This window comes from Arthrobacter sp. Z1-9 (assembly GCF_054792695.1).
This window is the reverse complement of record NZ_CP096456.1, coordinates 1,875,359-1,899,770: the sequence shown is the minus strand read 5'-3', so window position 1 is coordinate 1,899,770 and position 24,412 is coordinate 1,875,359. Positions and strand designations below refer to the sequence as shown.

The window sequence follows — 24,412 nt, the reverse complement described above, 5'->3', positions numbered from 1 at the left end:
CTAACCGACGCTTGCTGGGCCCGCCGCGACAATATCGGCGGATGCCGTCAGCGGTGGGGGAATTGCTTGACCTCCGCGAGGCATCTCAGACGATGCAGACGGATCAGAGGGTGCTCGCCTTCGGCTTAGTCGGGCTCGTCTCGGATGACTCCCCGCTTTGCACACCTAGGAATACGAATCATGAAGGCTGTTCGCTTTAGAACACCCGGAGGTTTGGAAACTCTCGTTGTGGAAGAACTCCCGGATCCGAGACCACAAGCCGAGGAGGTTCTCATCCGCGTAGCAGGAGCAGGTCTAGATAGGGATGACTCACTGCAACGGCTGGGACGACACAATCTTGGCCCAGGTGCCTCAAAAATCTTCGGAATGGAAATTTCCGGAACCATCGTAGAAGCGGGATCAGGTATTGACGGCTTCATCCTCGGCGACCACGTCATGGCACTTCTTGCCTCAGGCGGACACGCCGAATATGTCGCCCTCAACGCGGGCCATGTCCTCCCGATCCCGAGGGGAATCGGGTTGATCGAAGCCGCTGGGGTACCAGAGGCTGCAGCCACACTGGTTTCGATTATTTATCACACAGGTCGTCTCGCTACCGCTGAACTGTTCTTATCCACGGAGCCACAGGGGATATTGGAGTCCTTGGTATCCAGCTCATCAAAGTCTTCGGAGGGCGGATAGCAGTCACCGCGTCTAGCTACGCGAAGCTCGAGGTGTGGCCCGTTGTGTCGGCGCTGACATCCTAATTAACTACGAGGAGGAGGACTTCGCTTAGAAGAAGGCATCCGTGTCTGGGACGCTGCTGCGGGACCGCTCCCCCGAACAGAAGACGGCGATCATGGCAGGCGTGAAACGTTTTGTCCTCCCGTTCCTGACAGCGGGGGCAATCAGACTGATAACAGAAAGGGTGAACCCACTTTCTGAAGTAGCCGCGGCGCACGCCCACTTCGAAACCGGATCACGTTGGCAAGATCCTGCAGGACTGCCGTCAAACTGATTAGACGTGCAGCAGTTAAGGGTGTTAGCCAGGGACTTGAACCCGCCACCCCACACACCTGAATAGGCTCCGCGGCAGCCAGGCCACAGCCCGCAAACCTAGCGTCAGAGGGACGCCACCACAAGCCATGTCAACACGTTAAAGCAAAAACCCCTCTGACGAGGGGATATGCTGTGCCCGAGGTGGGACTCGAACCCACACACCTTTCGATACCGCATTTTGAGTGCGGCGCGTCTGCCAATTCCGCCACTCGGGCGCGGATTACATGAAGCAACAGGGTACGCCCACAGCTGATTGTGAGCAACGCGATCGCTTCACGTACGCGGAATTACTCTACATGCAGATAGGCTGAATTCCAGAATCGCGCCGCCGTCGCCGCACCTGACCATGCAGATCAAGTACAGGACCGGGCGCACCTAAGATAGTGATGTCCCCGCCGTACCTTTCCAAGGAGATCCCGTGACTGAACAGACGGAGTCAAAACCCACGTCCCAGCCGGCGCGCCGCGTCGTTGTGGCCGAGGATGAAACCCTCATCCGCCTCGACATCATCGAAATCCTGCGCGGCGAAGGCTATGACGTCATCGGCGAAGCGGACAACGGCGAGAAAGCCGTCCAGCTGGCTGAAGAGCTGAAGCCGGACCTGGTCCTGATGGACGTCAAGATGCCCGTCATGGACGGCATCTCCGCAGCAGAGAAAATCGTCAAGGCCCGCATCGCCCCCGTGGTGCTGCTGACCGCCTTCAGCCAGAAGGAACTCGTCGAGCGCGCCCGCGACGCCGGCGCCATGGCCTACGTAGTCAAGCCCTTCACCCCGGCCGACCTCATCCCGGCCCTGGAGATCGCCCTCTCCCGCCACGAGGAAATCAAGGCGCTCGAAAGCGAGGTCTCCGACCTCCAGGAGCAGTTCGCCACCCGCAAGCTCGTGGAACGCGCCAAGAGCCTCCTCACCACCAAGATGGGCCTCACGGAGCCGGAAGCCTTCCGCTGGATCCAGAAGACCTCCATGGACCGCCGCCTGAGCATGCGCGAAGTGGCCGAGACCATCATCAACCAGGTCAACTAACAGCACTGTCGTAGACAGAAGAAAGGACCCCTGCCAACCGGCAGGGGTCCTTTTCGCTATCCGAAAGCCTAGGCCTTCTTCTTCTTTTCCGGCCAGGGGCCGAGCTTTTCCTTGTTGCTGGCGGCTTCGCCAACACGCGTGGAGTCGGCGAGGTCGCCCACCTTGTGCACCTTCAGGGAGTTGGTGGAACCGGCCTTTCCGGGAGGCGAACCGGCGGCAATAACCACCAGGTCGCCGTCGTCCACCAGGCCCATCTCCAGGAGGCTGCGGTCAACCTGCGCGGTCATCTCATCCGTGTGGTCCACCATCTGGACCAGCACCGGCTGGATGCCCCAGGTCAGCGCCAGCTGGTTCCAGACCTGCTCCACCGGGGTGAAGGCGAAGACCGGCTTGATGGGGCGCAGGCGCGAGAGGCGGCGAGCCGAGTCGCCGGACTGGGTGAAAGCACAAATGTACTTCGCGTCCAGCTGGTCGGCGATTTCGACGGCGGCACGGGTGATGGCGCCGCCACGGGTCTTGGGCTTGGTGCCCAGCGGAGGAACACGCTCCAGGCCGTGGACCTCGGTGGACTCGATGATCCGGGCCATGACCTTGACCGTCTCGATCGGGTACTTGCCCACGCTGGTCTCGCCGGAGAGCATAACCGCGTCAGCACCGTCCAGCACGGCGTTGGCGCAGTCTGAGGCCTCGGCGCGGGTGGGGCGCGGGTTGTCGATCATTGATTCCAGGACCTGGGTTGCCACGATGACCGGCTTGGCCCAGCGGCGGGCCAGTTCGATGGCACGCTTCTGGACGATCGGCACTTCCTCCAGCGGAAGCTCCACGCCAAGGTCGCCACGGGCCACCATGATGGCGTCGAACGCGTCGATGATTTCAGAAAGCTGCTCAACAGCCTGCGGCTTTTCGATCTTGGCGATGACCGGCACGCGGCGGCCTTCCTCGTCCATGATCTCGTGCACGCGGGTGATGTCGGAGGCGTCACGCACGAAGGACAGGGCCACCAGGTCAACACCGCGGCGCATGGCCCAGCGGAGGTCGTCCTCATCCTTTTCGCTCAGCGCGGGAACGTTGACGGCAACGCCGGGAAGGTTGATGCCCTTGTTGTTGGACACCATGCCGCCCACGGTCACTTCGGCAACGACCTTGACGTCGTCCACAGCCGTGGCACGCAGGGCCACCTTGCCGTCGTCGATCAGGAGGGCGTCGCCCACGTTGACGTCCTCGGTGAGGCTCTTCAGCGTGGTGGAGCAGATGTCCTTGGTGCCGGGAACGTCCTCGGTGGTGATGGTGAAGGTGTCACCAACGGCGAGGGCGTGCGGGCCGTCAACGAACCGGCCCAGGCGGATCTTGGGTCCCTGCAGGTCGGCCATGATGGCCACTGCCTTGCCGAGATCGGCTGCTGCCTTACGGACGTTCTCGTAGGTGTTGTCATGCACGGTGTAGTCGCCGTGGCTCATGTTCATGCGGGCGACGTCAACGCCGGCTTCCAGCACCGCGAGGGTGTTTTCGTAGCTGGCAATTGCCGGGCCGAACGTAGCCACAATTTTTGCGCGTCTCATATACCTACCCTATTGGTCTCTTGCATTGGTTAAGTTGTCATGGAGGTGAACCCTCGATGCGGCACTAGAGGACGGCGATGGCCCGATCGGTGGGCGCCACGGGTGCGGGCAGGATGGTGCTGCCCATCAGGTACTTGTCCACTGCTGCTGCGGCGGCGCGTCCTTCGGCGATGGCCCAGACAATCAGGGACTGGCCGCGCCCGGCGTCGCCGGCAACGAAGACACCCTCGGTGTTGGTCATGTAGTAACCGTCGCGGGACACGTTGCCGCGGCCGTCGAACTCGGCGTTGACCTGCTCGGTGATGCCGGCCGGCTCAGCCCCGGTGAAGCCCAGGGACAGGAAGACCAGGTCCGCAGGGATGATCCGCTCGCTACCGGCCTTGGGCAGGCGCTTGCCGTCAACGAACTCCGTCTCGGCAACCTTGACGCCGGTGAGCTTCCCGTTCTCGCCAACGAACTCAACGGTGGAGGCAAGGTAGGTCCGCTCGCCGCCTTCCTCGTGGGCGCTGGCAACTTCGAACAGCGTGGGGAACGTCGGCCACGGCTGGTGGCCCGCCCGTTCAGACGGCGGCTGCTTGCCGATGGCAAGCGTGGTGACGGACGCAGCACCGTGGCGGTGCGCCGTGCCCAGGCAGTCCGCTCCGGTATCGCCGCCGCCAAGGATGACGACGTGCTTGCCCTGGGCATGGATCTGGTTCTCCACCGTCTCCCCCGCAACCACGCGGTTCGCCGGAACCAGGTAATCCATGGCGAAGTGCACGCCTTCGAGTTCCCGGCCCGGGATGGGCAGGTCACGCGGAACGGTAGCGCCGGTGCAGACCACGACGGCGTCGTAGCGCCTGCGTAGCTGCTCCCAGGTCACGTCCGTGCCCACCGTTACGCCGGTGCGGAAGCGGGTTCCCTCCGACTTCATCTGCTCGACGCGGCGGTCAACCTGCTCTTTTTCCATCTTGAAGTCGGGGATGCCGTACCGCAGCAGGCCGCCGATCTTGTCGTCGCGCTCGTACACTGCCACGGTGTGCCCCACACGGGTGAGCTGCTGCGCGACGGCCAGGCCGGCAGGCCCGGAGCCGACGACGGCAACTGTCTTTCCGGTCAGGCGTGCGGGAGGCAGCGGGCTGACCCAGCCGTTGTCCCAGGCTTCGTCGATGATGGAGACTTCCACCTGCTTGATGGTCACGGCAGGCTGGTTGATGCCCAGCACGCACGACGCCTCGCACGGGGCGGGGCACAGCCGGCCGGTGAACTCGGGGAAGTTGTTGGTGGCGTGGAGGCGCTCGATGGCTTCCTCGCCCTTGTCCCGCCACATGAGGTCATTCCACTCGGGAATGAGGTTGCCCAGCGGGCAGCCCTGGTGGCAGAACGGGATGCCGCAGTCCATGCAGCGGCCGGCCTGCGCCTTCAGGGTGCCCTTTTCCTGCGCCTCATACACTTCCTTCCAGTCCATGATGCGGACGGGAACGGGACGGCGCGGCTGGGTTTCCCGCTGGCGTACTTTCAAAAATCCGCGTGGATCAGCCACCGGTTACCTCCAGGATTCGGGACCACACTTCTTCGCCGTCGGGGTCCAGGCCCTCTTCGATGGCGTCGAGACGGGTTTGCAGCACAGCCGCGTAGTCACGCGGCAGCACCTTGGTAATGCGGGCGGCGGTGTCATCGAAGTTCTCGAGGAGGCGCGCGGCCAGCTGGGAATCAGTTTCTTCAACATGCTTGACCAGGAGGCCGTGCACGATGTCGCGGTCCTCGGCGTCCAGCTCGCGGAGCTGGAGTTCACCGGACTGCAGTGCGTCCTTGTTGACCTTGGCAGCGTCCAGGTCAAGGACGTAGGCGGTGCCGCCGGACATGCCGGCACCAAAGTTCCGCCCGGTGCGGCCGATGATCAGCGTCTGGCCGCCGGTCATGTACTCGCAGCCGTGGTCGCCGATGCCTTCGACGACGGCGGTGGCGCCCGAGTTGCGGACCAGGAAGCGTTCGCCCACCTGGCCGCGCAGGAACATTTCGCCGCTCGTGGCGCCGTAGCCGATCACGTTGCCGGCGATGACGTTGGTCTCCGCCTTGAACACATTGGTACGGTCCGGGCGGACGATGATGCGCCCACCGGAAAGGCCCTTGCCCACGTAGTCGTTGGAGTCGCCGAACAGCCGCAGGGTGATGCCTGCGGGCAGGAAGGCGCCGAGGGACTGGCCGGCGGTGCCGCTGAGGGTGACGTCGATGGTGTCCGTGGCCAGGACGTCCGTGCTGAACGTCTTGGTGACCACGTGGCCCAGCATGGTGCCCACTGAACGGTCCGTGTTGATCACGTCCACGGCGATCTTCACCGGGCTGCGGTCCGTGAGGGCCTCAGTAGCCATGGTGATCAGCCGCTGGTCGAAGTGCTTGTCCAGCTCGTGGTTCTGGCCCGTCATGTTCCGCAGCGGGGCGTCGTCGTCGAACTCCAGCCCGTGCAGGATCGGATCCAGGTCCAGGCCGTCGGCCTTCCAGTGGTTGACGGCATCCCGGGCGTCGAGGACCTCGGCGTGGCCGATGGCTTCTTCGAGGCTCCGGAAGCCCAGCTCTGCCAGGATTTCGCGGACTTCCTCGGCCAGGAACTCGAAGAAGTTGACCACGAACTCGGGCTTGCCGCTGAAGCGTGCCCGGAGTTCCGGGTTCTGCGTGGCAACGCCCACCGGGCAGGTGTCCAGGTGGCAGACGCGCATCATGATGCAGCCTTCCACCACCAGCGGGGCGGTGGCGAAGCCGAACTCCTCGCCGCCCAGCAGTGCAGCGATCACAACATCGCGGCCGGTCTTGAGCTGGCCGTCAACCTGCACCACCACGCGGTCGCGCAGGCCGTTGAGCATCAGCGTCTGCTGCGTCTCGGCCAAGCCGAGCTCCCACGGGACGCCGGCGTGCTTGAGCGAGTTCAGCGGCGAGGCGCCGGTTCCGCCGTCGTGGCCGGAAACGAGCACGACGTCGGCCTTCGCCTTGGTCACGCCGGACGCCACGGTGCCGATCCCGACTTCCGACACCAGCTTGACGTGCACCCGGGCCGAGGGGTTGGCGCGCTTCGCATCGTAGATGAGCTGCGCGAGGTCCTCGATCGAGTAGATGTCGTGGTGCGGGGGCGGGGAGATCAGTCCGACGCCGGGCGTCGAGTGGCGGGTGCGGGCCACCCACGGGTAGACCTTCTGCGCCATCAGCTGGCCGCCCTCGCCGGGCTTTGCACCCTGCGCCATCTTGATCTGGATATCGTCGGCGTTGGTCAGGTAAAGGCTGGTGACGCCGAAGCGGCCGGAAGCGATCTGCTTGACCGCGGAACGGCGCTTCGGGTCGAGCAGGCGCTCCACGTCCTCGCCGCCTTCACCGGTGTTGGACTTGCCGCCCAGCTGGTTCATGGCGATGGCCAGCGTCTCGTGGGCCTCCTGGGAGATGGAGCCGTAGCTCATGGCACCCGTGGAGAACCGCTTGACGATGCTGGAAACGGGTTCCACTTCCTCGAGCGGAACCGCAGGGCGCTCATTCTTGAACTTGAGCAGGCCGCGGAGGGTCATCAGGTTCTGGGACTGGTCGTCCACTCCCCTGGTGTACGCCTTGAAGATGTCGTAGCGGCGCTCACGCGTGGCGTGCTGCAGCCGGAAGACGGTCTCCGGGTTGAACAGGTGCGGCTCGCCGTCGCGGCGCCACTGGTACTCGCCGCCGCCCAGGAGCGGACGGTGGGGCTGCTCGATGCCGCCCTCGGGGTACGCCATCTGGTGGCGCGCCGAAACTTCGGCTGCGATGACGTCCAGGCCCACGCCGCCAAGCTGGGAGTGGGTGCCGGCAAAGAATTCGTCCACCAGTTCCTGGCCCAGGCCCAGTGCCTCGAACGTCTGCGCGCCGGTGTAGGACGCCACGGTGGAGATGCCCATCTTGGACATGATCTTCAGGACGCCCTTGCCCAGGCCCTTGATGAGGTTGTAGACGCCGTCCTGCGGGGTGACCCCGGTGACGTCGCCGGCGGCAATGAGCTGCTCCACAGATTCCATGGCCAGGTAAGGGTTGACGGCGGAGGCGCCGTAACCGATCAGGACTGCAACGTGGTGCGTCTCGCGGACGTCGCCCGCTTCCACGATCAAGGCGGTCTTGGTGCGGTTGGCGCTGCGGAGCAGGTGGTGGTGCACCGCGCTGACCAGGAGCAGGGACGGGATGGGCGCCCACTGCGCGTTGGAGTCGCGATCGGAGAGCACGATGTACTGCACGCCGCGGTTGATGGCGCCGGATACCTGCTCGCAGATTTCCGTCAGCCGGGCACGGAGCGCGTTTTCGCCGCCTTCGGGGCGGTAGAGCCCGCGGACCTTCATCGCGACGCGGTTGCCGTCGGCATCTTCAATGTTGGCGATCTTGGCGAGCTGGTCGTTGTTGATGACCGGGAACGGCAGCTGGACCTGGGGCTGGCGGACCTGCTTGGTGTCAAGGAGGTTGCCGTTGGGGCCAATGGCACAGGTGAGCGACGTGACCAGCTCTTCGCGGATGGCGTCCAGCGGCGGGTTGGTCACCTGCGCGAAGGACTGCACAAAGTAGTCGAAGAGCAGCCGGGGACGCTTGGACAGCACGGCCACCGGGGTGTCGGAGCCCATGGCGCCCAGCGGCTCGGCACCGGTGCGGGCCATCGGGCCCAGCAGGATCTTCAGTTCCTCGGTGGTGTAGCCGAAGGTGCGCTGGCGGATGTTCACCGACGCGGCGGTGTGGACCACGTGCTCGCGCTCGGGCAGGTCGTTCAGGTCGATCAGGTTGTCCTTGACCCACTCCGCCCACGGGTTGGCGGCGGCCACTTCGGCCTTGACCTCTTCGTCGTCGATGATGCGGCCGGACTCGGTGTCCACCAGGAACATCTTGCCCGGGGACACGCGGCCCTTTTTGACCACCTTGGAAGGTTCGACGTCGATGACGCCCACCTCGGAGGCGAAGACGATCAGGCCGTCCTCGGTGATCCAGAAGCGGCCCGGACGCAGGCCGTTGCGGTCCAGGGTTGCGCCCACCAGGTTGCCGTCGGTGAAGGAAACAGCTGCCGGTCCGTCCCAGGGCTCCATGAGCAGGGAGTGGTACTCGTAGAACGCACGGCGGGCCGGGTCCATTGTGGCGTGGTTTTCCCAGGCCTCCGGGATCATCATCATGATCGAGTGTGTGATGGGGCGGCCGGAGAGCCACAGCAGCTCGGCTACCTCGTCAAAGGACGCCGAGTCCGAGGCGCCGGGGGTGCAGATGGGGTACAGCTCTTCCGGCGAGTCACCCAGCAGCGGGTTGGCGAGCTGGGACTGGCGGGCGCGCATCCAGTTGCGGTTGCCCTTGACCGTGTTGATTTCGCCGTTGTGCGCGATGGTGCGGAACGGCTGGGCCAGCGGCCAGGACGGGAAGGTGTTGGTGGAGAAGCGCGAGTGGACGATCGCGAGCTTGGTCTTGAAGCGCTTGTCCGAGAGGTCCGGGTAGAACGGCTCGAGCTGGGCGGTGGTGAGCATGCCCTTGTAGACGATGGTCCGCGAGGACAGCGACGGGAAGTAGACACCGAACTTGTTCTGGGCGCGCTTGCGGATCCGCCAGGCGCGGGCGTCCAGTTCGTTGCGGTCCAGTTCCTCGCCCGTGGCGGACGCCAGGAAGGGCTGGGAGAAGTAGGGCATGCAGGCGCGTGCCATGGCACCGACCAGGTCGGCGACGATGGGCACCTCGCGCCAGCCGAGGACCTTCAGGCCCTCGTCAGCCGCGAGGCCCTCGATGCCTGCCTTGGCGGCGTCGGCCTCGCGCTGTTCGGCGGGAAGGAATGCGGTGCCCGCCACGTACTGGCCGGGTGCGGGAAGTTCGAACTCCGTGACCGCGCGGAAGAACTCGTCCGGGATCTGCATCAGGAGGCCTGCGCCGTCACCGGTGCCTTCGTCAGCGCCCACGGCACCGCGGTGCTCGAGGTTGCGCAGGGCGGTGAGGGCGGCGTCCACGATGTCGTACCCCGGCTCGCCGCGGAGGGTGGCGATGATCGCAAGGCCGCAGGCGTCCTTCTCCTGCTCCGGGTTGTACAGCCCGCTTGCCTCCGGCAGGGCGGCGAAGCGCTTGAACGGCGACATGGCAGCCTCAGGCTGGTCCGGTTCGGACCAGCTGGGAGTGTGAAGAGTTTGGCTCATGGGAGACGTCCTTCCTCCTGATCGTGCGTATGGAAGGGACACCGTTGGCCCCACTCGTCGGCGCCGCTGTTATGGGCACAACAAAGTGTTGATTACTGGAAATTGTAGGTCAGGGTGGCCTGCTGAACTAACAGTTACGCAAGCCCCTGCCCCGGGCAACACTGGGCAGCAGCTCTATGCTGTCCAGGGCGGCCCCGATGCCACGACACTGTGGTGATTGGGCGCTTCGAGCGGTGGCTCTGCTGCCCTGCCTGGCCTGCGCGCTACTTGGTAGCACCGGCTTCCGGCGCGGTTCCTGTGGCCGTGCTGCCGGAACTTCCGGCAGCGGTTGCGTCCGGACCTGGCTTGGGGCCTGCCGGCGCAGCCTCGGCTTCTTCCGTGGGGACGGAAGCACGCCGGGAACCGCTTTGGTTATCAGGGAGATTATCACGCGAACCACTATCTGAGACAACGGGGTCCGTATCACGGACCGGATCGCCAGCCGCTGATACAGCGTTTTTATCCGTTTTCGCCTCCTGCTTTTCCGCCGGTTCGCGGCCCGGCAGGTACACGCTGTCCGGCTCCGTGCGCTTCTTCCTTCCCAGCAGGATGAACGCCACCAGGGCGGCCAGGAAGACGAAGATGCTGGTCCAGACGTTGAGCCGGGTGGTGATGCCAAAAAGCGAGATCTGCTCGGCGTCGTCGATGCGCATGGCTTCGATCCAGACCCGGCCCAGCGTGTAATACATGGCGTAGAGCCAGAACAGCCTGCTGCGGCGGAAGTTGAACTTCCGGTCCAGGGCAAGCAGGATGACGACGCCGGCCAGGTTCCACAGCGATTCGTAGAGGAACGTCGGGTGGAACAGGGTGTCGGCGGGGACTCCGGCGGGGAAGTTCGCGTTGTCGGCGTCGATCTGAAGTCCCCACGGCAGGGTGGTGGGGCCGCCGAACAGTTCCTGGTTGAACCAATTGCCCCAGCGGCCGACGGCCTGGGCAAGCAGCAGCCCGGGCGCGGCGGCGTCAAGGAAGGCACTCAGCTTGACCCCGCTGCGGCGGCAGCCGATCCATGCCCCCACCACGCCCAGGACCACGGCGCCCCAGATGCCCAAGCCGCCGCGCTGGATCTGCGGGATCAGGGAGAGATCTCCAGTGCCGTCGAAGCCGGGACCGAAGTAGGCGTCCGGGGACGAAACGACGTGGTAAAGCCGGCCGCCGATAATGCCGAAGGGAATCGCCCAGACGACGATGTCCCAGACGCTGCCCTCAGGTGCTCCGCGCTTTGCCCAGCGGGCAGAGGTCAGCCACAGGCCCACCACGATTCCCGCCAGGATGCACAGGGCGTAGGCGTGGATGCGCAGCGTCCCCCACGGCAGGGGAATGTCGAAGCCGGACCAGTCCGGGCTGGGGATGCTGGCGGGCACCATGGCTGCTGCCTGAAGGAGCGTCTGCATGGATTAGGCTTCTTCCTCTGTCAGTCCGGTGTCACGGCTGAGTCCGGTGCTGAGGTCCTTGGTGAGCGCAGCGACGGCGTCCACGCCGCCGTCGCGGATTGCGGCCACCAGCGCCGTGCCTACGATGACGCCTTCGGCGTACGCAGCGATCTCGCGGACCTGGTCGGCGTTGGAGACGCCGAGTCCTACACAGACTCGCTCGGCGCCGGCGGCGTGGGCCGCGGCCACCACGTCCTTGGCTGCCGTGCTGACCGAGGTCCGGGCGCCGGTGACGCCCATGATGGACACGGCGTAGACGAATCCGCGGCTCGCGTCCACGGTCCGCTGCATGCGTTCGGTAGTGGAGGACGGCGCCACCAGGAACACCCGGTCCAGGCCGTACTTGTCCGACGCTTCCATCCACTCGGCTGCCTCGTCAGGGATGAGGTCAGGAGTGATGAGCCCTGCTCCCCCGGCCTCAGACAGGCGCCGCGAGAACTCGTCCACACCCATCCTGACCACGGGGTTCCAGTAGGTCATCACCAGGACAGCGGCGTCGGTCTTGCTGGTGATGCCTGCCACCACGTCAAAGACCTGGCGCACTGAGAAGCCGTTGGCCAGGGCCTCCGTGGTGGCGGCCTGGATGACCTGGCCGTCCATCACGGGGTCCGAGTAGGGGATGCCGATCTCGATGAGGTCGGCGCCGTTTTCCGCCAGGGCGATGCCGGCGGCGATGGTCTGTTCCACGCTGGGGTAACCGGCGGGCAGGTAGCCGATGAGGGCGGCGCGGCCTTCAGCGCGGGCCTTGTCGATGGCCGCCGCTGACTTGCTGATGGTCTGTGCCCTGTTCGTCATCTCTGCGCCGCTCACAGCTGCTCCCCCTCTTTGCCGATTTCCGATTCGGCGGAATCCTTGTCCAACAGGTCAAACCATTCGGCTGCGGTGGCAACGTCCTTGTCGCCGCGGCCGGAAAGGTTCACGATGACGATCTTGTCCTGCGCCGTCCCGCCGGCAGCGGCGGCTTCCTCAGCCAGCCGCTGCCCCACCTTGATGGCGCCGGCCAGGGCGTGCGCGGATTCGATGGCGGGGATGATGCCTTCGGTCCGGCACAGGAGCCGGAAGGCCTCCATCGCCTCGCTGTCCGTGATCGGCTCGTAGCTGACGCGCCCGATGTCGGCGAGGTAGGAGTGCTCCGGTCCCACGCCTGGGTAGTCGAGGCCGGCGGAGATCGAGTGGGACTCGATGGTCTGGCCGTCGTCGTCCTGCATGAGGTAGGAGCGGGCGCCGTGCAGCACGCCGGGCTTGCCCAGGGTGATGGTGGCCGCATGCCGGCCGGTCTCCACGCCGTCGCCGCCTGCCTCAAAGCCGTAGATCTTGACCGACGGATCGTCAAGGAAGCCGTGGAAAATGCCGATGGCGTTGGAGCCGCCGCCGATGCAGGCGCAGACGGCGTCAGGCAGCCTGCCCTCCTGCTCCAGGATCTGGGCGCGGGCTTCTTCACCGATGACTTCATGGAAGTACCGGACCATGGCCGGGAACGGGTGCGCACCTGCTGCCGTGCCGAGGAGGTAGTGGGTGTTGTCCACGTTGGCCACCCAGTCCCGCAGGGCGTCGTTGATGGCGTCCTTGAGGGTCTGAGAGCCGCTGGTGACAGGAATAACGGTGGCGCCGAGGAGCTCCATGCGCGCAACGTTCAGCGCCTGGCGCCGGCAGTCCTCCGCACCCATGTACACCACGCACTCCAGGCCCATGAGGGCGGCGGCGGTGGCACTGGCCACGCCGTGCTGCCCTGCGCCGGTCTCAGCGATCACGCGGGTCTTGCCCATGCGCTTGGCGAGCAGGGCCTGGCCAAGGACGTTGTTGATCTTGTGTGAACCGGTGTGGTTCAGGTCCTCGCGCTTGAGGAAGATCCGGACTCCCCCGGCATGCTGCGAGAAGCGCTTGGCTTCCGTCAGGAGGGAGGGGCGGCCGGAGTAGTTCTTGTTCAGGTCCGCGATCTGGGCCCGGAACTCCGGATCCTCCTTGGCCTTGTCGAAGGTCTCCTCGAGCTCGTCCAAAGCGGCGATAAGGGACTCCGGCATCCAGCGTCCCCCGTAGCTGCCGAAGTAGGGTCCCGGGGCGTGCTTGAGGGAGCCGCCCTGCAGGAATGCTTCCGCGGCGTTGTTGTCAGCGTTCGCTGAGGGTGCGTCAGCCATCAGTCCCGTCCTGTTCCAGTTGATCGTTCAGTAAGTGTTGGTGTTCCGGCGGCAGTGCCGGAAAAATCCGCGGGCGGCAAACAGCCCCTGACCACAGTGCTGTGTGCAGGGGCGTCCGGTCAGCCGCGGGCGGCGATGGCGGCGGCGCCGGCCGCCGTAAATTCCGCGATCCGCTCGCGCGGGGTGGAGTGACTTACCAGGGCCTCGCCCACCAGGACTGCGTTGGCGCCGCTGGCGGCATAGTGGGTGACGTCGTCCACGCCGCGGACGCCGGATTCGGCCACCACGAGGGCCTCGGCCGGAATCAGGCCCGCCAGGGAGGCAAACACGGAACGGTCGACGTCGAGCGTCTTCAGGTTCCGCACGTTGACGCCGATGATCCGGGCCTGGGCGGCGACAGCCCGTTCAATTTCCTCTTCGGTGTGCGTTTCCACCAGCACGTTCATGCCAAGTTCGGAGCTGAGCGCCGAAAACTCGGTGAGCTGTGCGTCGGAGAGGGCCGCCACGATCAGCAGGACCAGGTCCGCGCCGTGGGCGCGGGCTTCCCAGATCTGGTACTCGTCGAGGGTGAAGTCCTTGCGCAGCAGCGGAACGTCCACCGCGGCACGCACGGCATCGAAGTCCGCGAGCGAGCCGTTGAAGCGGCGCTGTTCGGTGAGGACACTGATGACGGAGGCACCGCCGTCGGCGTACTGCCGCGCGAGCGAGGCGGGATCGCCGATGGCGGCGAGGTCGCCCTTGGAGGGGCTGCGGCGTTTGATTTCCGCGATGACTTTCAGCTGTTCCCGGGACGGGGAGGTACCGCCGAGGGCGGCCCAGGCGTCGCGCGCGGGCGCTGCGGCCTGGGCCCGGTCCTTGAGTTCAGCGAGGGAAACGAGGCGTTTCCGCGCGTCCATATCCTCCCTGACACCGGCATTGATGTCATCGAGAACAGTTGCCATCAGTGGCCGGAGTTCTTCAGCTTGCTGCCTTCGACGCCGTAGCCTGCCTTGCGCATGATGAAGCCGAGGATCAGCCCAAGCACCATCACGCCGCCGCCGGCGATGAAGATGGGGGTGTTGGCGATGACGAAAGCGATTGACATGATGAGGGCGCCCACCAGCATCACAATGACGCAGGTCCAGGCCGCGGGGCTGTTGCCGTGGCCGAGTTCCTGGCTGTGGTCGATGGCGCCGGGGGCTACCGTGCGGGTGCCTGACTTGGAAACGGACGCAGGTGCTTTGCTCATGGAAAATCTCCTCAGGGTGGATACTGCTTACATTCTGCCATTTATTGGCCGGTGGCCGCGTATCGGCGGTCGGCCCGCGGCGACGGCGCATGGCCGGGACGGCTCAGGTGGGATCGTCGCCGCGGGAAAGCCGGTCCCAGCTGTCGATTTCGTCCACCGGACCAGCCGGCGGGGCCGCGCTGCCGGCGGCGGGCGCGTCATATTTCGTCCGGGTCTTCCAGTGCCGCCCGGCAGGAATGATGAGCAGGGCTGCCAGGGCCAGCAAACAACCGGCGACGACGGCGAGCACCGGGAAGGCGGTCACAGCCACGTGCGCCTGGCTGCCCGTGATTCCGGTTGCGGCTGCGATGGCCCCCTGGGCTGCTGCCAGCGGATTGGCCAGGACAGTGGCGGCAGCGGCAACGATTCCGGCTGACGCCAGGACGATGATGGCGGTGATGATCCACCTCGCGATCCTGCCGGCGATCGCGGCGGCCAGCCCGCCCGCCAGGGCCACGAGGGCCAGCGCCGTGACGGCCGTGGCAGCCTTGCTGCCCTGGACTTCCAGCGCTGTTTGCGCGGCACCTGCCTGGCCCACCTGGTTCGGGTCGAGCGTGACCGTCATCCAGGTCTGGGTGGTGGTGCCGAATACCGCCAGCGCCAGGACGGCCACGAGCAGCACCAACGTCGACTTTCGTGCCCAGGCAGGGGCGCCGGAGGCCTTTTGGGTGGTCGCCGTGTTGCCTGCTGCCGGTTCGAGGCCGGACATCAGGACCCCGCCCCACCCTGGAAGGTGTCCGCCGAGATGTTCTGCAACGAGCCCGCCGTATGCACCGCGCGGAGCGGTGCCGCGGCTTTGTTCACCGTTTCGAGGGCTTCGGTGGGGTTGACCGAATCAGCCACGATGCCGCCGCCGGCCTGGACGTACGCCCGGCCCTCGCGGAGCAGCGCGGAGCGGATGGCGATGGCCATGTCCATGTCGCCAGCGAAATCGAGGTAGCCCACCACTCCGCCGTAGATGCCGCGGCGGTGCGGTTCGAGCTCATCGAGGAGCCGCAGGGCGCGGGGTTTCGGTGCGCCGGACAGAGTGCCTGCCGGGAAGGTGGCCTTCAGGACGTCGTAGGCCTTGGCCTTCGGCGAGAGCTGGCCCACCACGGTGGAGACGAGGTGCATGATGTGGCTGAAGCGTTCCACCTCCATGAACTGCGTGACATCCACGGTTCCGGCCACGCACACCTTGGAAAGGTCGTTGCGGGAAAGATCCACGAGCATCAGGTGTTCTGCCCGTTCCTTCTGGTCCGCCAGCAGCTCCTCAGCGAGGGCCTTGTCCGCCTCCACGGTTTTGCCGCGCGGCCGGGACCCGGCGATGGGGTGCGTGATGACCTCTTCACCGGTAACGGTCACGAGGGCCTCCGGCGAGGACCCGACGATCGAATACTCCCGGCCCTCGGCGTCCTCCAGGCTAAAGATGTACATGTACGGGCTGGGGTTCGTGTTCCGCAGCACCCGGTACACGTCCAGGGCGGAGGCCTTGCATTCCATCTCGAAGCGGCGGGATATCACCACCTGGAATACTTCGCCGTCCACGATGGCTTCCTTGCCGCGGTCCAGCGCAGCCAGGTACTCGGCTTCGTCCCAGCGCTCCTGAACGCTGGAAGCGAAGTCCAGCGCCGCCGGAGCCAGGACGGAGACCGGCTGCGCCACCGGCGTGCTGACCTTTGCCAGGAGCGCCTTGACCCGCGCCACGGCGTCGTGCCAGGCCTCGTCCACGCGCTCGGAGCTGTCATCGAAGTTAATGGCGTTGGCGATCAGCAGCACCGTGCCGTCAACGTTGTCGTGCACGGCCATGTCCGTGACGAGGTTCAGCGCCATCTCCGGCAGCTGCAGGTCATCCTCGGGCGGGCTCACCAGGCGCTCCCAGTGCCGCACGGTTTCCCAGCCCAGGAAACCCACCAGGCCGGAAGTGAAGGGCGGCAGGCCGTCGAACCTGTCCGTGCGGAGGGCTTCGATCGTGTCACGGACCGCATCCACGGGGCTGCCGTCCACCGGGACGCCCGCGGGCGGCTGGCCCAGCCAGTGCGCGTTCCCGTCTTTGGTGGTCAGGGTTGCCCGGGACCTGGCGCCGATGAACGAGTAGCGGGACCAGGCCCCGCCCACGGCAGCGGACTCCATCAGGAACGTTCCGGGCTGCCCCTGGGCGAGCTTCCGGTACAAACCTATGGGCGTCTCGGCGTCGGCAAGTACCTTGAGCCGTACGGGGATGACGCGGCTGTGGCCGGCGAGTTCCCGGAACTCCTCAAGGCCCGGGCTGATGATTCCAAGGTCCTGCATGGCTATGCTGTTCCGCCTGTTCTTGTAGGGCCGGCCGCGCCGGCGCCTGGTGGTGTGCTGGCAGGGGTGGCCAAGCCCTCCCCCGCGTCCCGCAGCAACCTGCGGTAAAAGAAAAGAAAGTCAGCCTGCCTGGCCTGTGCTGACCGCCAGGTCCCTGCCGTCGAAGCAGGTGCGGGTGCCGGTGTGGCAGGCGGCGCCTACCTGGTCCACGCGCACCAGCAGCGCATCGCCGTCGCAGTCCATGGCCACGGATTTTACCCACTGGACGTGCCCGGACGTGTCTCCCTTGCGCCAGTACTCCTGGCGGGAGCGGGAGTAGAAGGTGACCCGCCCGCTGGTCATGGTGCGGTGCAGCGCCTCGTCATCCATCCAGCCCAGCATCAGCACTTCGTTGGTGTCGAATTGCTGCACAACGGCGGCCACCAGGCCTGCGCTGTCGCGCTTGAGGGCCGCGGCCAGCTCCGCCGGGAGCGGACCTGCCGGCGGCACGGCGATCGGGGTTCCGGCCGGGCCTGCCGACGGCGCTGCGGACAGGGCGGAATCAGGGGTTGGGGCGGGGGCGGGCTGCTCAGACATCAGGTCAAGTCTAGTGCCTTGGCCAGGCCCCAATTCCTGTGTGAACAACGGCACGCCTGCGCCGCTGCCGCGCTGCCCAACTGCGGGGCTCTCGTGCTAGTTTCACAAGTGATGCATTTCGTCGACCCGTCCCGAGAAGTCCTGGCCGAAACCCTCCTTGCGGCCGGTCCCGACGCGCCCACGCTCTGCAAAGGCTGGCGCACCAGGGACCTTGCCGCGCACCTTTACCTGCGTGAACGCAAAGCCGCCGTGGGACTGGGTTTGATCATCAAGCGCCTGGCGAAGGCATCCGACCAGGCTACGGCCAAGCTGGCCGCGAAGGTCACCACGGTGGACGCGTACGCCCGGCTGGTTAACACCTTCCGCTCCGGGCCGCCGGCTCTCTCGCCCATGAACATCAAGGGGCTGGATGAGAGTGCCAACCTGATCGAGTACTTTGTCCACACCGAAGACGTGCGCCGCGCCGTGGACCGGTGGGCACCGAGGGCATTGGACGAAGCCTACTCGGACGCCCTCTGGGATGAGCTCGTCAAGCGCGCCGCCATCCTGTACCGCGGAGTTGATCTCGGAATCGTGCTGGTGCGTCCTTCAGGACCTCGGCATGTCGCCAAGCGCGCTCCCGTTTCGGTCGCGATCGTCGGCGAGCCGGGCGAACTGCTGATGCACGCCCACGGCCGCACCCGCCACGCCCTGGTCACCTTCGAAGGCCAGCCGGACGCCGTCGCCCTCCTGCAGTCAGCCGAAGTAGGGCTCTAACCCCTCCCAACTAAGTAGCACTAAGTGTCGTTTCGAGCGCTCAGAACGACACTTAGTGCTACTTACTTGGGTTGGAAGACGCTAGCGGACTTCGAAGCCGGCTTCCCTGATGGCGGTCTTGACCTGCGACATCATGTCGTCCGGTCCCCAGTGGAAGATCGATGCGGCCAGGACCGCGTCGGCGCCGGCTGCGACGGCGGGCGGAAAGTGTGCCGGCTCCCCCGCGCCGCCGGAAGCGATGATGGGCACCTTGACGGCAGCCCGGACCAGGCTGATGAGTTCCAGGTCGAAGCCGTCCTTGGTGCCGTCGGCGTCGATCGAGTTCAGGAGGATCTCCCCCACGCCGCGGTCCGCGGCTTCCTTAGCCCACGCGATGGCGTCGATCCCCGTGCCGGTGCGGCCGCCGTGGGTGGTTACTTCAAATCCCGACGCCGTGGGCTGGGACCCGGGCCGGGTGCGCCGGGCGTCGACCGACAGGACGAGGACCTGGGAACCGAAGTGCCGGGTGATCTCGTCGATGACGTCGGGCCGTGCCACCGCTGCCGTGTTGATCGAGGCCTTGTCCGCGCCAAATCGAAGGAGCTTGTCCACCTCTGCCACACCGCGGACGCCGCCGCCCACGCACAGCGGAATGAATACTTCCTCAGCGGTCCGGCGGACCACATCGAAGGTGGTTTCGCGGTTGCCGGAGGACGCCGTGACGTCCAAGAAGGTCAGCTCGTCGGCGCCGGCGTTGTCGTAGCGGTGTGCCAGCTCCACCGGGTCGCCCGCGTCACGGAGGCCCTCGAAGTTGACGCCCTTGACGACGCGTCCGGCGTCCACGTCGAGGCACGGAATGACGCGTACGGCTACAGCCATGGGAACTCCTGGAATTCTGGTTAGCGGGCGTACTGCCCGCTGCGGTTCTGCTGCGGAGGCGGGATCAGATGCGGCAGGCGTGGATGCTGCTGACCAGGATGGCGCGGGCGCCGAGGTCGTACAGCTCGTCCATGATCCGGTTGGTTTCCCTCTTGGGCACCATGGAACGCACGGCAACCCAGTCCGAGTCCCGCAACGGGGAGACCGTAGGTGATTCCAGGCCAGGCGTCAGGGCGGCGGCCTGTTCCACAAGTTCCTTGCGGATGTCGTAGTCCATCAGCACGTACTGGCGGGCCACCAGGACACCCTGCAGGCGGCGGATCAGGACCTCAATTTCCTTGGCTGTGCCGTTTGCGGCACCGCCTTCTTCGGTCCGCCGGATCAGGACGGCTTCGGACTTGAGGATCGGCTCGCCGAAAATCTCCATTCCGGCTGCCTTGAGGGTGTTGCCGGTTTCGACGACGTCCGCGATGGCGTCGGCAACTCCCAGCCGCACGGAAGATTCGACAGCGCCGTCCAGGCGGACCACCTTGGCGTTGACGCCGCGTTCAGCCAGGTAGCCGCGGAGCAGGCCGTCGTAGCTGGTGGCCAGCCGTTTGCCCTCCAGCTCTTCAACCTTGGCGAAGTCCCCCACCGGCCCGGCGAAGCGGAAGGTGGAAGCGGCGAAACCCAGCGGAAGCAGCTCCTCGGCCTCCACCTCCGCGTCCAGCAGCAGGTCGCGTCCGGTGATGCCGACGTCGAGCGTTCCCTGACCGACATAAACGGCGATGTCGCGCGGACGGAGGAAGAAGAATTCGATGTCGTTGTCCGGGTCCACCATGACCAGTTCGCGGGTATCGCGGCGTTGGCGGTAGCCGGCTTCGGACAGCATGGCGGAGGCGGCTTCGGACAGGGAACCCTTGTTGGGGACGGCTACTCGCAGCATGGGAAATCTTTCTGGATGTGGGAGGTCTAGTGTTCAAGCAATGCAGGCCACGGCGGGCACCGGCGGCAAAGGCACGCCGGACCGGTGGCTACAGATGCTTGTAGACGTCTTCCAGGGTCAGGCCTTTGGCGAGCATCAGAACCTGCAGGTGGTACAGCAGCTGGGAGATTTCCTCGGCCGCCGCTTCATCGGATTCATATTCGGCAGCCATCCATACTTCAGCTGCTTCCTCAACGACTTTTTTGCCGATGCCGTGGACACCGGAGTCCAATTCAGCGACGGTGCGGGAGCCTTCCGGGCGGGCGGCTGCCTTCTCGCTGAGCTCAGCGAACAGCGTCTCGAAATTCTTCACGCCCTCCAGCCTACTTGCTGCGGCCCAAAGGGCGCCTGTCGGGCCGTCGCATGACGGGCGCGATGTGAGTGAACACACACGCGCCCGCCTGCGCCAATGTGCTACTTGCCGTACTGCTTGAGCACGACGGCGGTGGCCAGCGCCGCGGTAACGGCTTCGTGGCCTTTGTCTTCCTTTGAGCCGGGGAGCCCGGCACGGTCCAGGCCCTGCTGTTCGGTGTCGCAGGTCAGGACGCCGAAGCCCACCGGAACTCCGGTGCGCACGCTCACGTCGGTGAGGCCCGACGTCGCCGCCTGGCAGACGTACTCGAAGTGCGGCGTACCGCCGCGGATCACAACGCCGAGGGCCACGACGGCGTCGAAGTGCGGTGCCAGCCGGGCGGCAGCCACAGGCAGCTCAAAGCTGCCAGGGACGCGCAGGACCGTGGGTTCGGCGATGCCGGCGTCCTTGGCTGCGCGCAGGGCACCGTCCAGGAGCCCGTCCATGATCTGGGTGTGCCAGCTGGCAGCAACGATCGCCAGCCGCAGCTGGGACGTCTCGGCCGGGTTAAGGGTGGTGAGATCGATATCGGGGGCGCCGTGTCCGCTCATAAGTAAGTGCTGTTCCGTTCAGTCTTGTTGGTTAGTCAGTCTTGCTCGTGGCTAAAGGAAGTATCGGGGGTGGTAACAGGCACCGGGATGCCCACGTGGGTGTCCAGGACCAGGCGGTGCTCCATGCGGTCCTTCTTGGTCTGCAGGTACCGGATGTTCTGGTCGCGGGACGGGACCTCGGTGGGGACCATTTCCACAACCTTGACACCGGCCTTTGCCAGCCTGTTCTGCTTGTCCGGGTTGTTGCTCAGGAGCCGGACTTCATGCAGTCCCATCTCGGCCAGCACCTGTGCGGCGGCCTTGTAGCACCGGGCGTCCACAGGCAGGCCGAGCTGCTCGTTGGCCTCGACAGTATCGAAACCGGCTTCCTGCAGCGCGTAGGCCTTGATCTTGTTGGCGAGGCCGATGCCCCTGCCTTCCTGTCCGCGCAGGTAGAGCAAAGTTCCGCCGTGCTCGCGGATCATTTCCAGCGCATAGGCCAGCTGTTCGCCGCAGTCGCAGCGGTAGGACCCGAAGACATCTCCGGTAAGGCATTCGGAGTGCAGCCGGACCAGGGGGGCCTGGCCGTCTTTGGGCGGATTGGGGGAACTGACCGCCAGGTGTTCGGCACCGGTCACCAGGTCTATCCACGCCTGGGCGATGAAGTCGCCGAAAGCCGTGGGCAGCTGGACGATGGGTCCGCCGCTGACGGGATAGGGTACCTGGCCGTTGCCGGGTTCTGCGTGGTGGCCGTTGCCTGAATCGGTCCCGTAGTGGCCGTTGCCTGGATCGGGCAGGCGGTGGCCGTTCCCCGAAGCTCCGGAAGCCGTCATCGTATCTCCTCTTCTCCGCCCGGGTGTCCTGCCCGGGTGCCGCCGTCAGCCGATGTGCCCGCTGCCTCAAGGTAGGCCACCAGGTCTTCAATGGAGATCAGGGGACATCCGTGTTCAGCAGCGAAGGCACGAAGCCCGTCCAGCCGCATCATTTCACCGTCATCGTAGACGACTTCGGCAATGACGGCCGCAGCTTCCAGGCCGGCAAGGCGGCACAGGTCAACAGCGGCTTCGGTGTGGCCGGGACGTTCCCGCACACCACCGTCAACGGCACGCAGCGGAAAAATATGCCCGGGGCGGGTCACGGACGACGGGCTGGACTGCGGATCCGCAAGGACCCTGGCCGTGAGGGCCCGGTCAGTGGCGGAGATTCCGGTGCTGACACCGACGGCAGCATCGCATGAAACCGTATAGGCGGTGCCTTTGGCGTCCTCATTGACCGCCACCATGGGAGGCAGCGCGAGTGCGTCCGCGCGGTCGCCGGACAGCGGAACGCAGATGACGCCTGAGCTGTACCGGATGGTCCATCCCATCAAGGCCGGAGTGGCGTGCTGGGCGGCGAAGATGATGTCGCCCTCGTTTTCCCGGTCCTCGTTGTCCACGGCCAGCACTGGCAGGCCGGCCGCGATGGCCCGCACGGCTTCCTCGATGGTGTTCAATCCGGGAGCGTTCCCGGTCTCGATACCGGGGGCGGCGGGGGCCAGCCCGGATTCGATCCGGACAGCGGCGTTCATCGTGTTCCTCCTTCAACAGCGGCGGGCGCTGGAGTGCTGAACGCAAGGAGGCGCTCGGTGTACTTGGCCAGGACGTCCACTTCCAGGTTCACCCGGCTGCCGGTGCTCTTGGCGCCGAGGCCGGTCTCGGCGAGCGTGGTGGGGATGAGCCCCACTTCGAACCAGGGGCTCTGCTCAGCTGCCGGGCTGACCGCCGTGACGGTGAGTGAGACGCCGTCGATGGCAATGGATCCCTTTTCCGCGATGTAGCGGGCAAGGTTCCCGGGCACGCCGAAACGAAGCCTTTCCCAGTTGCCAAGGGGCTCGCGTTCCAGCAGCACGCCGACGCCGTCCACATGGCCCTGGACCACATGGCCGTCCAGCCTGCCGCCGGCCGGGACGCACCGCTCGAGGTTGACGGCGTCACCGGGGGCCAACTCGCCGATGGTGCTGCGGACCAGGGTCTCCCCCATAACGTCCACGCTGAATCCCTTGCCGTCGATGTCAGTGGCGGTGAGGCAAACGCCGTTGACGGCGATGGACCCGCCCAGGGCGAGCCCTTCGGTGGTGCCGGGCGCGTGCAGCCGGACGATGGCACTGGCATCGCCGTCCCTCTCAACGGACAAGACGTGCCCTTGCTCGGCAATAATTCCGGTAAACATCAGTAGCCTCCCTGGGCTTGCTCCGCGGTGGCGCGGGACGGTTGTGGGTGAAGTGTTGTTTGTGGTTCCAGGGCAACGGCGCGTTGCGGTCGAAGATGGAGTCGAAGGTCCCGGCCCAGCGTGTGGACGGCGCCGCCGTCGGACGGGTCCCATTCCCACTGCTGCGCGTCGGCGAGGGTGGTGATTCCCAGGCCGGCGAGGGCCGCAGTTCCGGAACCAAGCAGCGTGGGGGCCAGGTACACAATGAGTTCGTCAACGAGCCCGGCCGAGAGGAATGCGCTGAGGATGCGCGATCCCCCCTCGACCATAAGGTGGCGGATTCCGGACCCGTAGAGGGAGGACAGCGCTTCCTGGGGGTCGCGCGTGGGAAGGTGGGTCACCAGGCCGTCGCTTCCGTGGATGGCGGCGTCCGCCGGGATGTCCCGCAATCCCATCACGGCCCGGAGGGGTTGTTTCCGCGCCAGGGTTCCGGCGGGGTCGCGGGCAGTGAGGCGCGGGTTGTCCACCAGCACAGTCTGGGTGCCCACGAGAATTGCATCGATGCGGCCGCGGATTGCGTGGTTGTCGGCCAGCGATTCCGGACTGGAAATCCACTGGCTGGTACCGTCCTCTGCGGCGATGCGGCTGTCCAGCGTCTGGGCGATGTGCAGCGTGACGAACGGGCGTTTTGCCGCCACTGCCTCAAACCACCTGCGGTTCAGGTCCAGTGCTTCGCCGGCAGCAAGCCCGCTGCGGACGCGCACGCCTGCCTCCCTCAGCGTGGCGGCCCCGCCCGCTGCGGGGTCATGGGGGTCGTCCACGGCGTAGACGACGCCGGTGATTCCGGCGGCGATGATCGCCTGGGCGCAGGGCCCGGTGCGGCCGATGTGATTGCAAGGTTCCAGGGTCACCACCATGGTGCAGCCGGAAAGATCCAGCCCTGCGGCAGCCGCCTGCGCTATCGCGTCTGCTTCGGCGTGGGCGGTGCCTGCCCCTCGGTGGTAACCCGTGACGAGTTCGCGGCCTTCTGGATCGACGACGACGGCCCCCACCAGGGGGTTCGCGCCGCGGGGGCCGTTGAGGGCCGCCGTCAGGGCAGTGTCCATCGCAGCGGCCTCGGCGGCAGTAAAGGCTGTAACAACTTCGGCCGTCATGCTGGAGCCTCGGTGGTGGTGCTGCCGGGCGTGGCGGCAGCGGGACTTGTGGCGTTTAAGAGCCATCGCAGCAGGTTCATAGTGCTTGTGTCGTTCCTTCCCTCTAGAACCGCGATGGCTCCGGGGGTATACGACAGCAGAAGG

Annotated in this window: 22 protein-coding genes and 1 tRNA gene; 3 read left to right on the top strand and 20 right to left on the bottom strand. The window is 66.0% G+C overall.

Features of this window, described 5'->3' with window-relative positions; all coding sequences use genetic code 11:
- The first annotated feature begins 180 nt into the window (after nt 1-180).
- Entirely contained in the window at nt 181-681 is a 501-nt protein-coding gene (locus M1D93_RS08700; protein WP_461174693.1) for an alcohol dehydrogenase catalytic domain-containing protein, read from the top strand.
- Nucleotides 682-1,171: 490 nt separating this feature from the next.
- On the opposite strand, the gene M1D93_RS08695 is transcribed toward M1D93_RS08700, so the two are convergent.
- Nucleotides 1,172-1,253: transfer RNA gene (locus M1D93_RS08695), tRNA-Leu, on the bottom strand.
- A 203-nt stretch (nt 1,254-1,456) separates the two neighbouring features.
- On the opposite strand from M1D93_RS08695, the gene M1D93_RS08690 reads away from it, so the two are divergent.
- Nucleotides 1,457-2,062 (top strand): ANTAR domain-containing response regulator, encoded by a 606-nt coding sequence (locus M1D93_RS08690; protein ID WP_163163231.1) that lies wholly within the window; start codon nt 1,457-1,459, stop codon nt 2,060-2,062.
- A 68-nt stretch (nt 2,063-2,130) separates the two neighbouring features.
- Here M1D93_RS08690 and pyk read toward each other — a convergent pair whose 3' ends face one another.
- From pyk to hisI, 11 genes are all read right to left on the bottom strand, one after another.
- Nucleotides 2,131-3,621 carry a pyruvate kinase gene (gene pyk, locus M1D93_RS08685; protein ID WP_461174692.1) on the bottom strand — a complete coding sequence of 497 codons (1,491 nt, stop codon included), beginning with the start codon at nt 3,619-3,621 and terminating at the stop codon, nt 2,131-2,133.
- Between the two features lie 64 nt (nt 3,622-3,685).
- On the bottom strand, nt 3,686-5,143 hold the full coding sequence (locus tag M1D93_RS08680) for a glutamate synthase subunit beta (protein ID WP_461174691.1): 1,458 nt from the start codon (nt 5,141-5,143) through the stop codon (nt 3,686-3,688).
- Nucleotides 5,136-9,749 (bottom strand): glutamate synthase large subunit, encoded by a 4,614-nt coding sequence (gltB, locus tag M1D93_RS08675; RefSeq protein ID WP_461174690.1) that lies wholly within the window; start codon nt 9,747-9,749, stop codon nt 5,136-5,138. The genes M1D93_RS08680 and gltB overlap by 8 nt, the downstream gene beginning before the upstream one ends.
- Nucleotides 9,750-10,012: 263 nt before the next feature.
- A complete protein-coding gene (lgt, locus tag M1D93_RS08670; protein ID WP_461174689.1) occupies nt 10,013-11,179 on the bottom strand; it encodes a prolipoprotein diacylglyceryl transferase in 1,167 nt (388 codons plus the stop codon).
- A gap of 3 nt (nt 11,180-11,182) precedes the next feature.
- Nucleotides 11,183-12,013 carry a tryptophan synthase subunit alpha gene (trpA, locus tag M1D93_RS08665; RefSeq protein ID WP_461174973.1) on the bottom strand — a complete coding sequence of 277 codons (831 nt, stop codon included), beginning with the start codon at nt 12,011-12,013 and terminating at the stop codon, nt 11,183-11,185.
- 11 nt (nt 12,014-12,024) lie between these two features.
- Complete coding sequence (gene trpB, locus M1D93_RS08660; RefSeq protein WP_461174688.1) at nt 12,025-13,353, bottom strand: tryptophan synthase subunit beta; 1,329 nt, start codon at nt 13,351-13,353, stop codon at nt 12,025-12,027.
- A gap of 119 nt (nt 13,354-13,472) precedes the next feature.
- Entirely contained in the window at nt 13,473-14,294 is an 822-nt protein-coding gene (trpC, locus tag M1D93_RS08655) for an indole-3-glycerol phosphate synthase TrpC (protein WP_461174687.1), read from the bottom strand.
- A complete protein-coding gene (locus M1D93_RS08650; RefSeq protein ID WP_458778783.1) occupies nt 14,294-14,581 on the bottom strand; it encodes an HGxxPAAW family protein in 288 nt (95 codons plus the stop codon). Before M1D93_RS08650 ends, trpC begins: the two co-directional genes overlap by 1 nt.
- Before the next feature lie 103 nt (nt 14,582-14,684).
- Entirely contained in the window at nt 14,685-15,329 is a 645-nt protein-coding gene (locus tag M1D93_RS08645; RefSeq protein WP_461174686.1) for a Trp biosynthesis-associated membrane protein, read from the bottom strand.
- On the bottom strand, nt 15,329-16,891 hold the full coding sequence (locus M1D93_RS08640) for an anthranilate synthase component I (protein WP_461174685.1): 1,563 nt from the start codon (nt 16,889-16,891) through the stop codon (nt 15,329-15,331). Before M1D93_RS08640 ends, M1D93_RS08645 begins: the two co-directional genes overlap by 1 nt.
- Before the next feature lie 120 nt (nt 16,892-17,011).
- Nucleotides 17,012-17,467: a phosphoribosyl-AMP cyclohydrolase gene (hisI, locus tag M1D93_RS08635; protein WP_461174684.1), complete on the bottom strand. Its 456-nt coding sequence runs from the start codon at nt 17,465-17,467 to the stop codon at nt 17,012-17,014.
- Nucleotides 17,468-17,578: 111 nt separating this feature from the next.
- On the opposite strand from hisI, the gene M1D93_RS08630 reads away from it, so the two are divergent.
- Nucleotides 17,579-18,223, top strand: coding sequence for a TIGR03085 family metal-binding protein (locus M1D93_RS08630; protein WP_461174683.1), 645 nt, complete (start codon nt 17,579-17,581; stop codon nt 18,221-18,223).
- An 81-nt stretch (nt 18,224-18,304) separates the two neighbouring features.
- On the opposite strand, the gene hisF is transcribed toward M1D93_RS08630, so the two are convergent.
- The 8 genes from hisF to ribD all read right to left on the bottom strand — a co-directional run bounded on the left by hisF (nt 18,305) and on the right by ribD (nt 24,268).
- Nucleotides 18,305-19,081: an imidazole glycerol phosphate synthase subunit HisF gene (gene hisF, locus M1D93_RS08625; protein ID WP_461174682.1), complete on the bottom strand. Its 777-nt coding sequence runs from the start codon at nt 19,079-19,081 to the stop codon at nt 18,305-18,307.
- Between the two features lie 64 nt (nt 19,082-19,145).
- Nucleotides 19,146-20,006 carry an ATP phosphoribosyltransferase gene (hisG, locus tag M1D93_RS08620; protein ID WP_163163209.1) on the bottom strand — a complete coding sequence of 287 codons (861 nt, stop codon included), beginning with the start codon at nt 20,004-20,006 and terminating at the stop codon, nt 19,146-19,148.
- Nucleotides 20,007-20,094: 88 nt separating this feature from the next.
- Nucleotides 20,095-20,358: a phosphoribosyl-ATP diphosphatase gene (locus M1D93_RS08615; RefSeq protein WP_050055439.1), complete on the bottom strand. Its 264-nt coding sequence runs from the start codon at nt 20,356-20,358 to the stop codon at nt 20,095-20,097.
- Nucleotides 20,359-20,459: 101 nt separating this feature from the next.
- Complete coding sequence (ribH, locus tag M1D93_RS08610; RefSeq protein ID WP_461174681.1) at nt 20,460-20,948, bottom strand: 6,7-dimethyl-8-ribityllumazine synthase; 489 nt, start codon at nt 20,946-20,948, stop codon at nt 20,460-20,462.
- 35 nt (nt 20,949-20,983) lie between these two features.
- Nucleotides 20,984-21,760: a GTP cyclohydrolase II gene (ribA, locus tag M1D93_RS08605; protein WP_461174680.1), complete on the bottom strand. Its 777-nt coding sequence runs from the start codon at nt 21,758-21,760 to the stop codon at nt 20,984-20,986.
- Nucleotides 21,757-22,494, bottom strand: coding sequence for a 3,4-dihydroxy-2-butanone-4-phosphate synthase (ribB, locus tag M1D93_RS08600; RefSeq protein WP_461174679.1), 738 nt, complete (start codon nt 22,492-22,494; stop codon nt 21,757-21,759). Before ribB ends, ribA begins: the two co-directional genes overlap by 4 nt.
- The gene (locus M1D93_RS08595; protein ID WP_461174678.1) at nt 22,491-23,135 is read right to left on the bottom strand and encodes a riboflavin synthase; all 645 of its coding nucleotides are present in this window, start codon (nt 23,133-23,135) and stop codon (nt 22,491-22,493) included. The genes ribB and M1D93_RS08595 overlap by 4 nt, the downstream gene beginning before the upstream one ends.
- Nucleotides 23,135-24,268, bottom strand: a complete 1,134-nt coding sequence (gene ribD / locus M1D93_RS08590; protein WP_461174972.1) for a bifunctional diaminohydroxyphosphoribosylaminopyrimidine deaminase/5-amino-6-(5-phosphoribosylamino)uracil reductase RibD — start codon at nt 24,266-24,268, stop codon at nt 23,135-23,137. Before ribD ends, M1D93_RS08595 begins: the two co-directional genes overlap by 1 nt.
- Nucleotides 24,269-24,412: the final 144 nt, after the last annotated feature.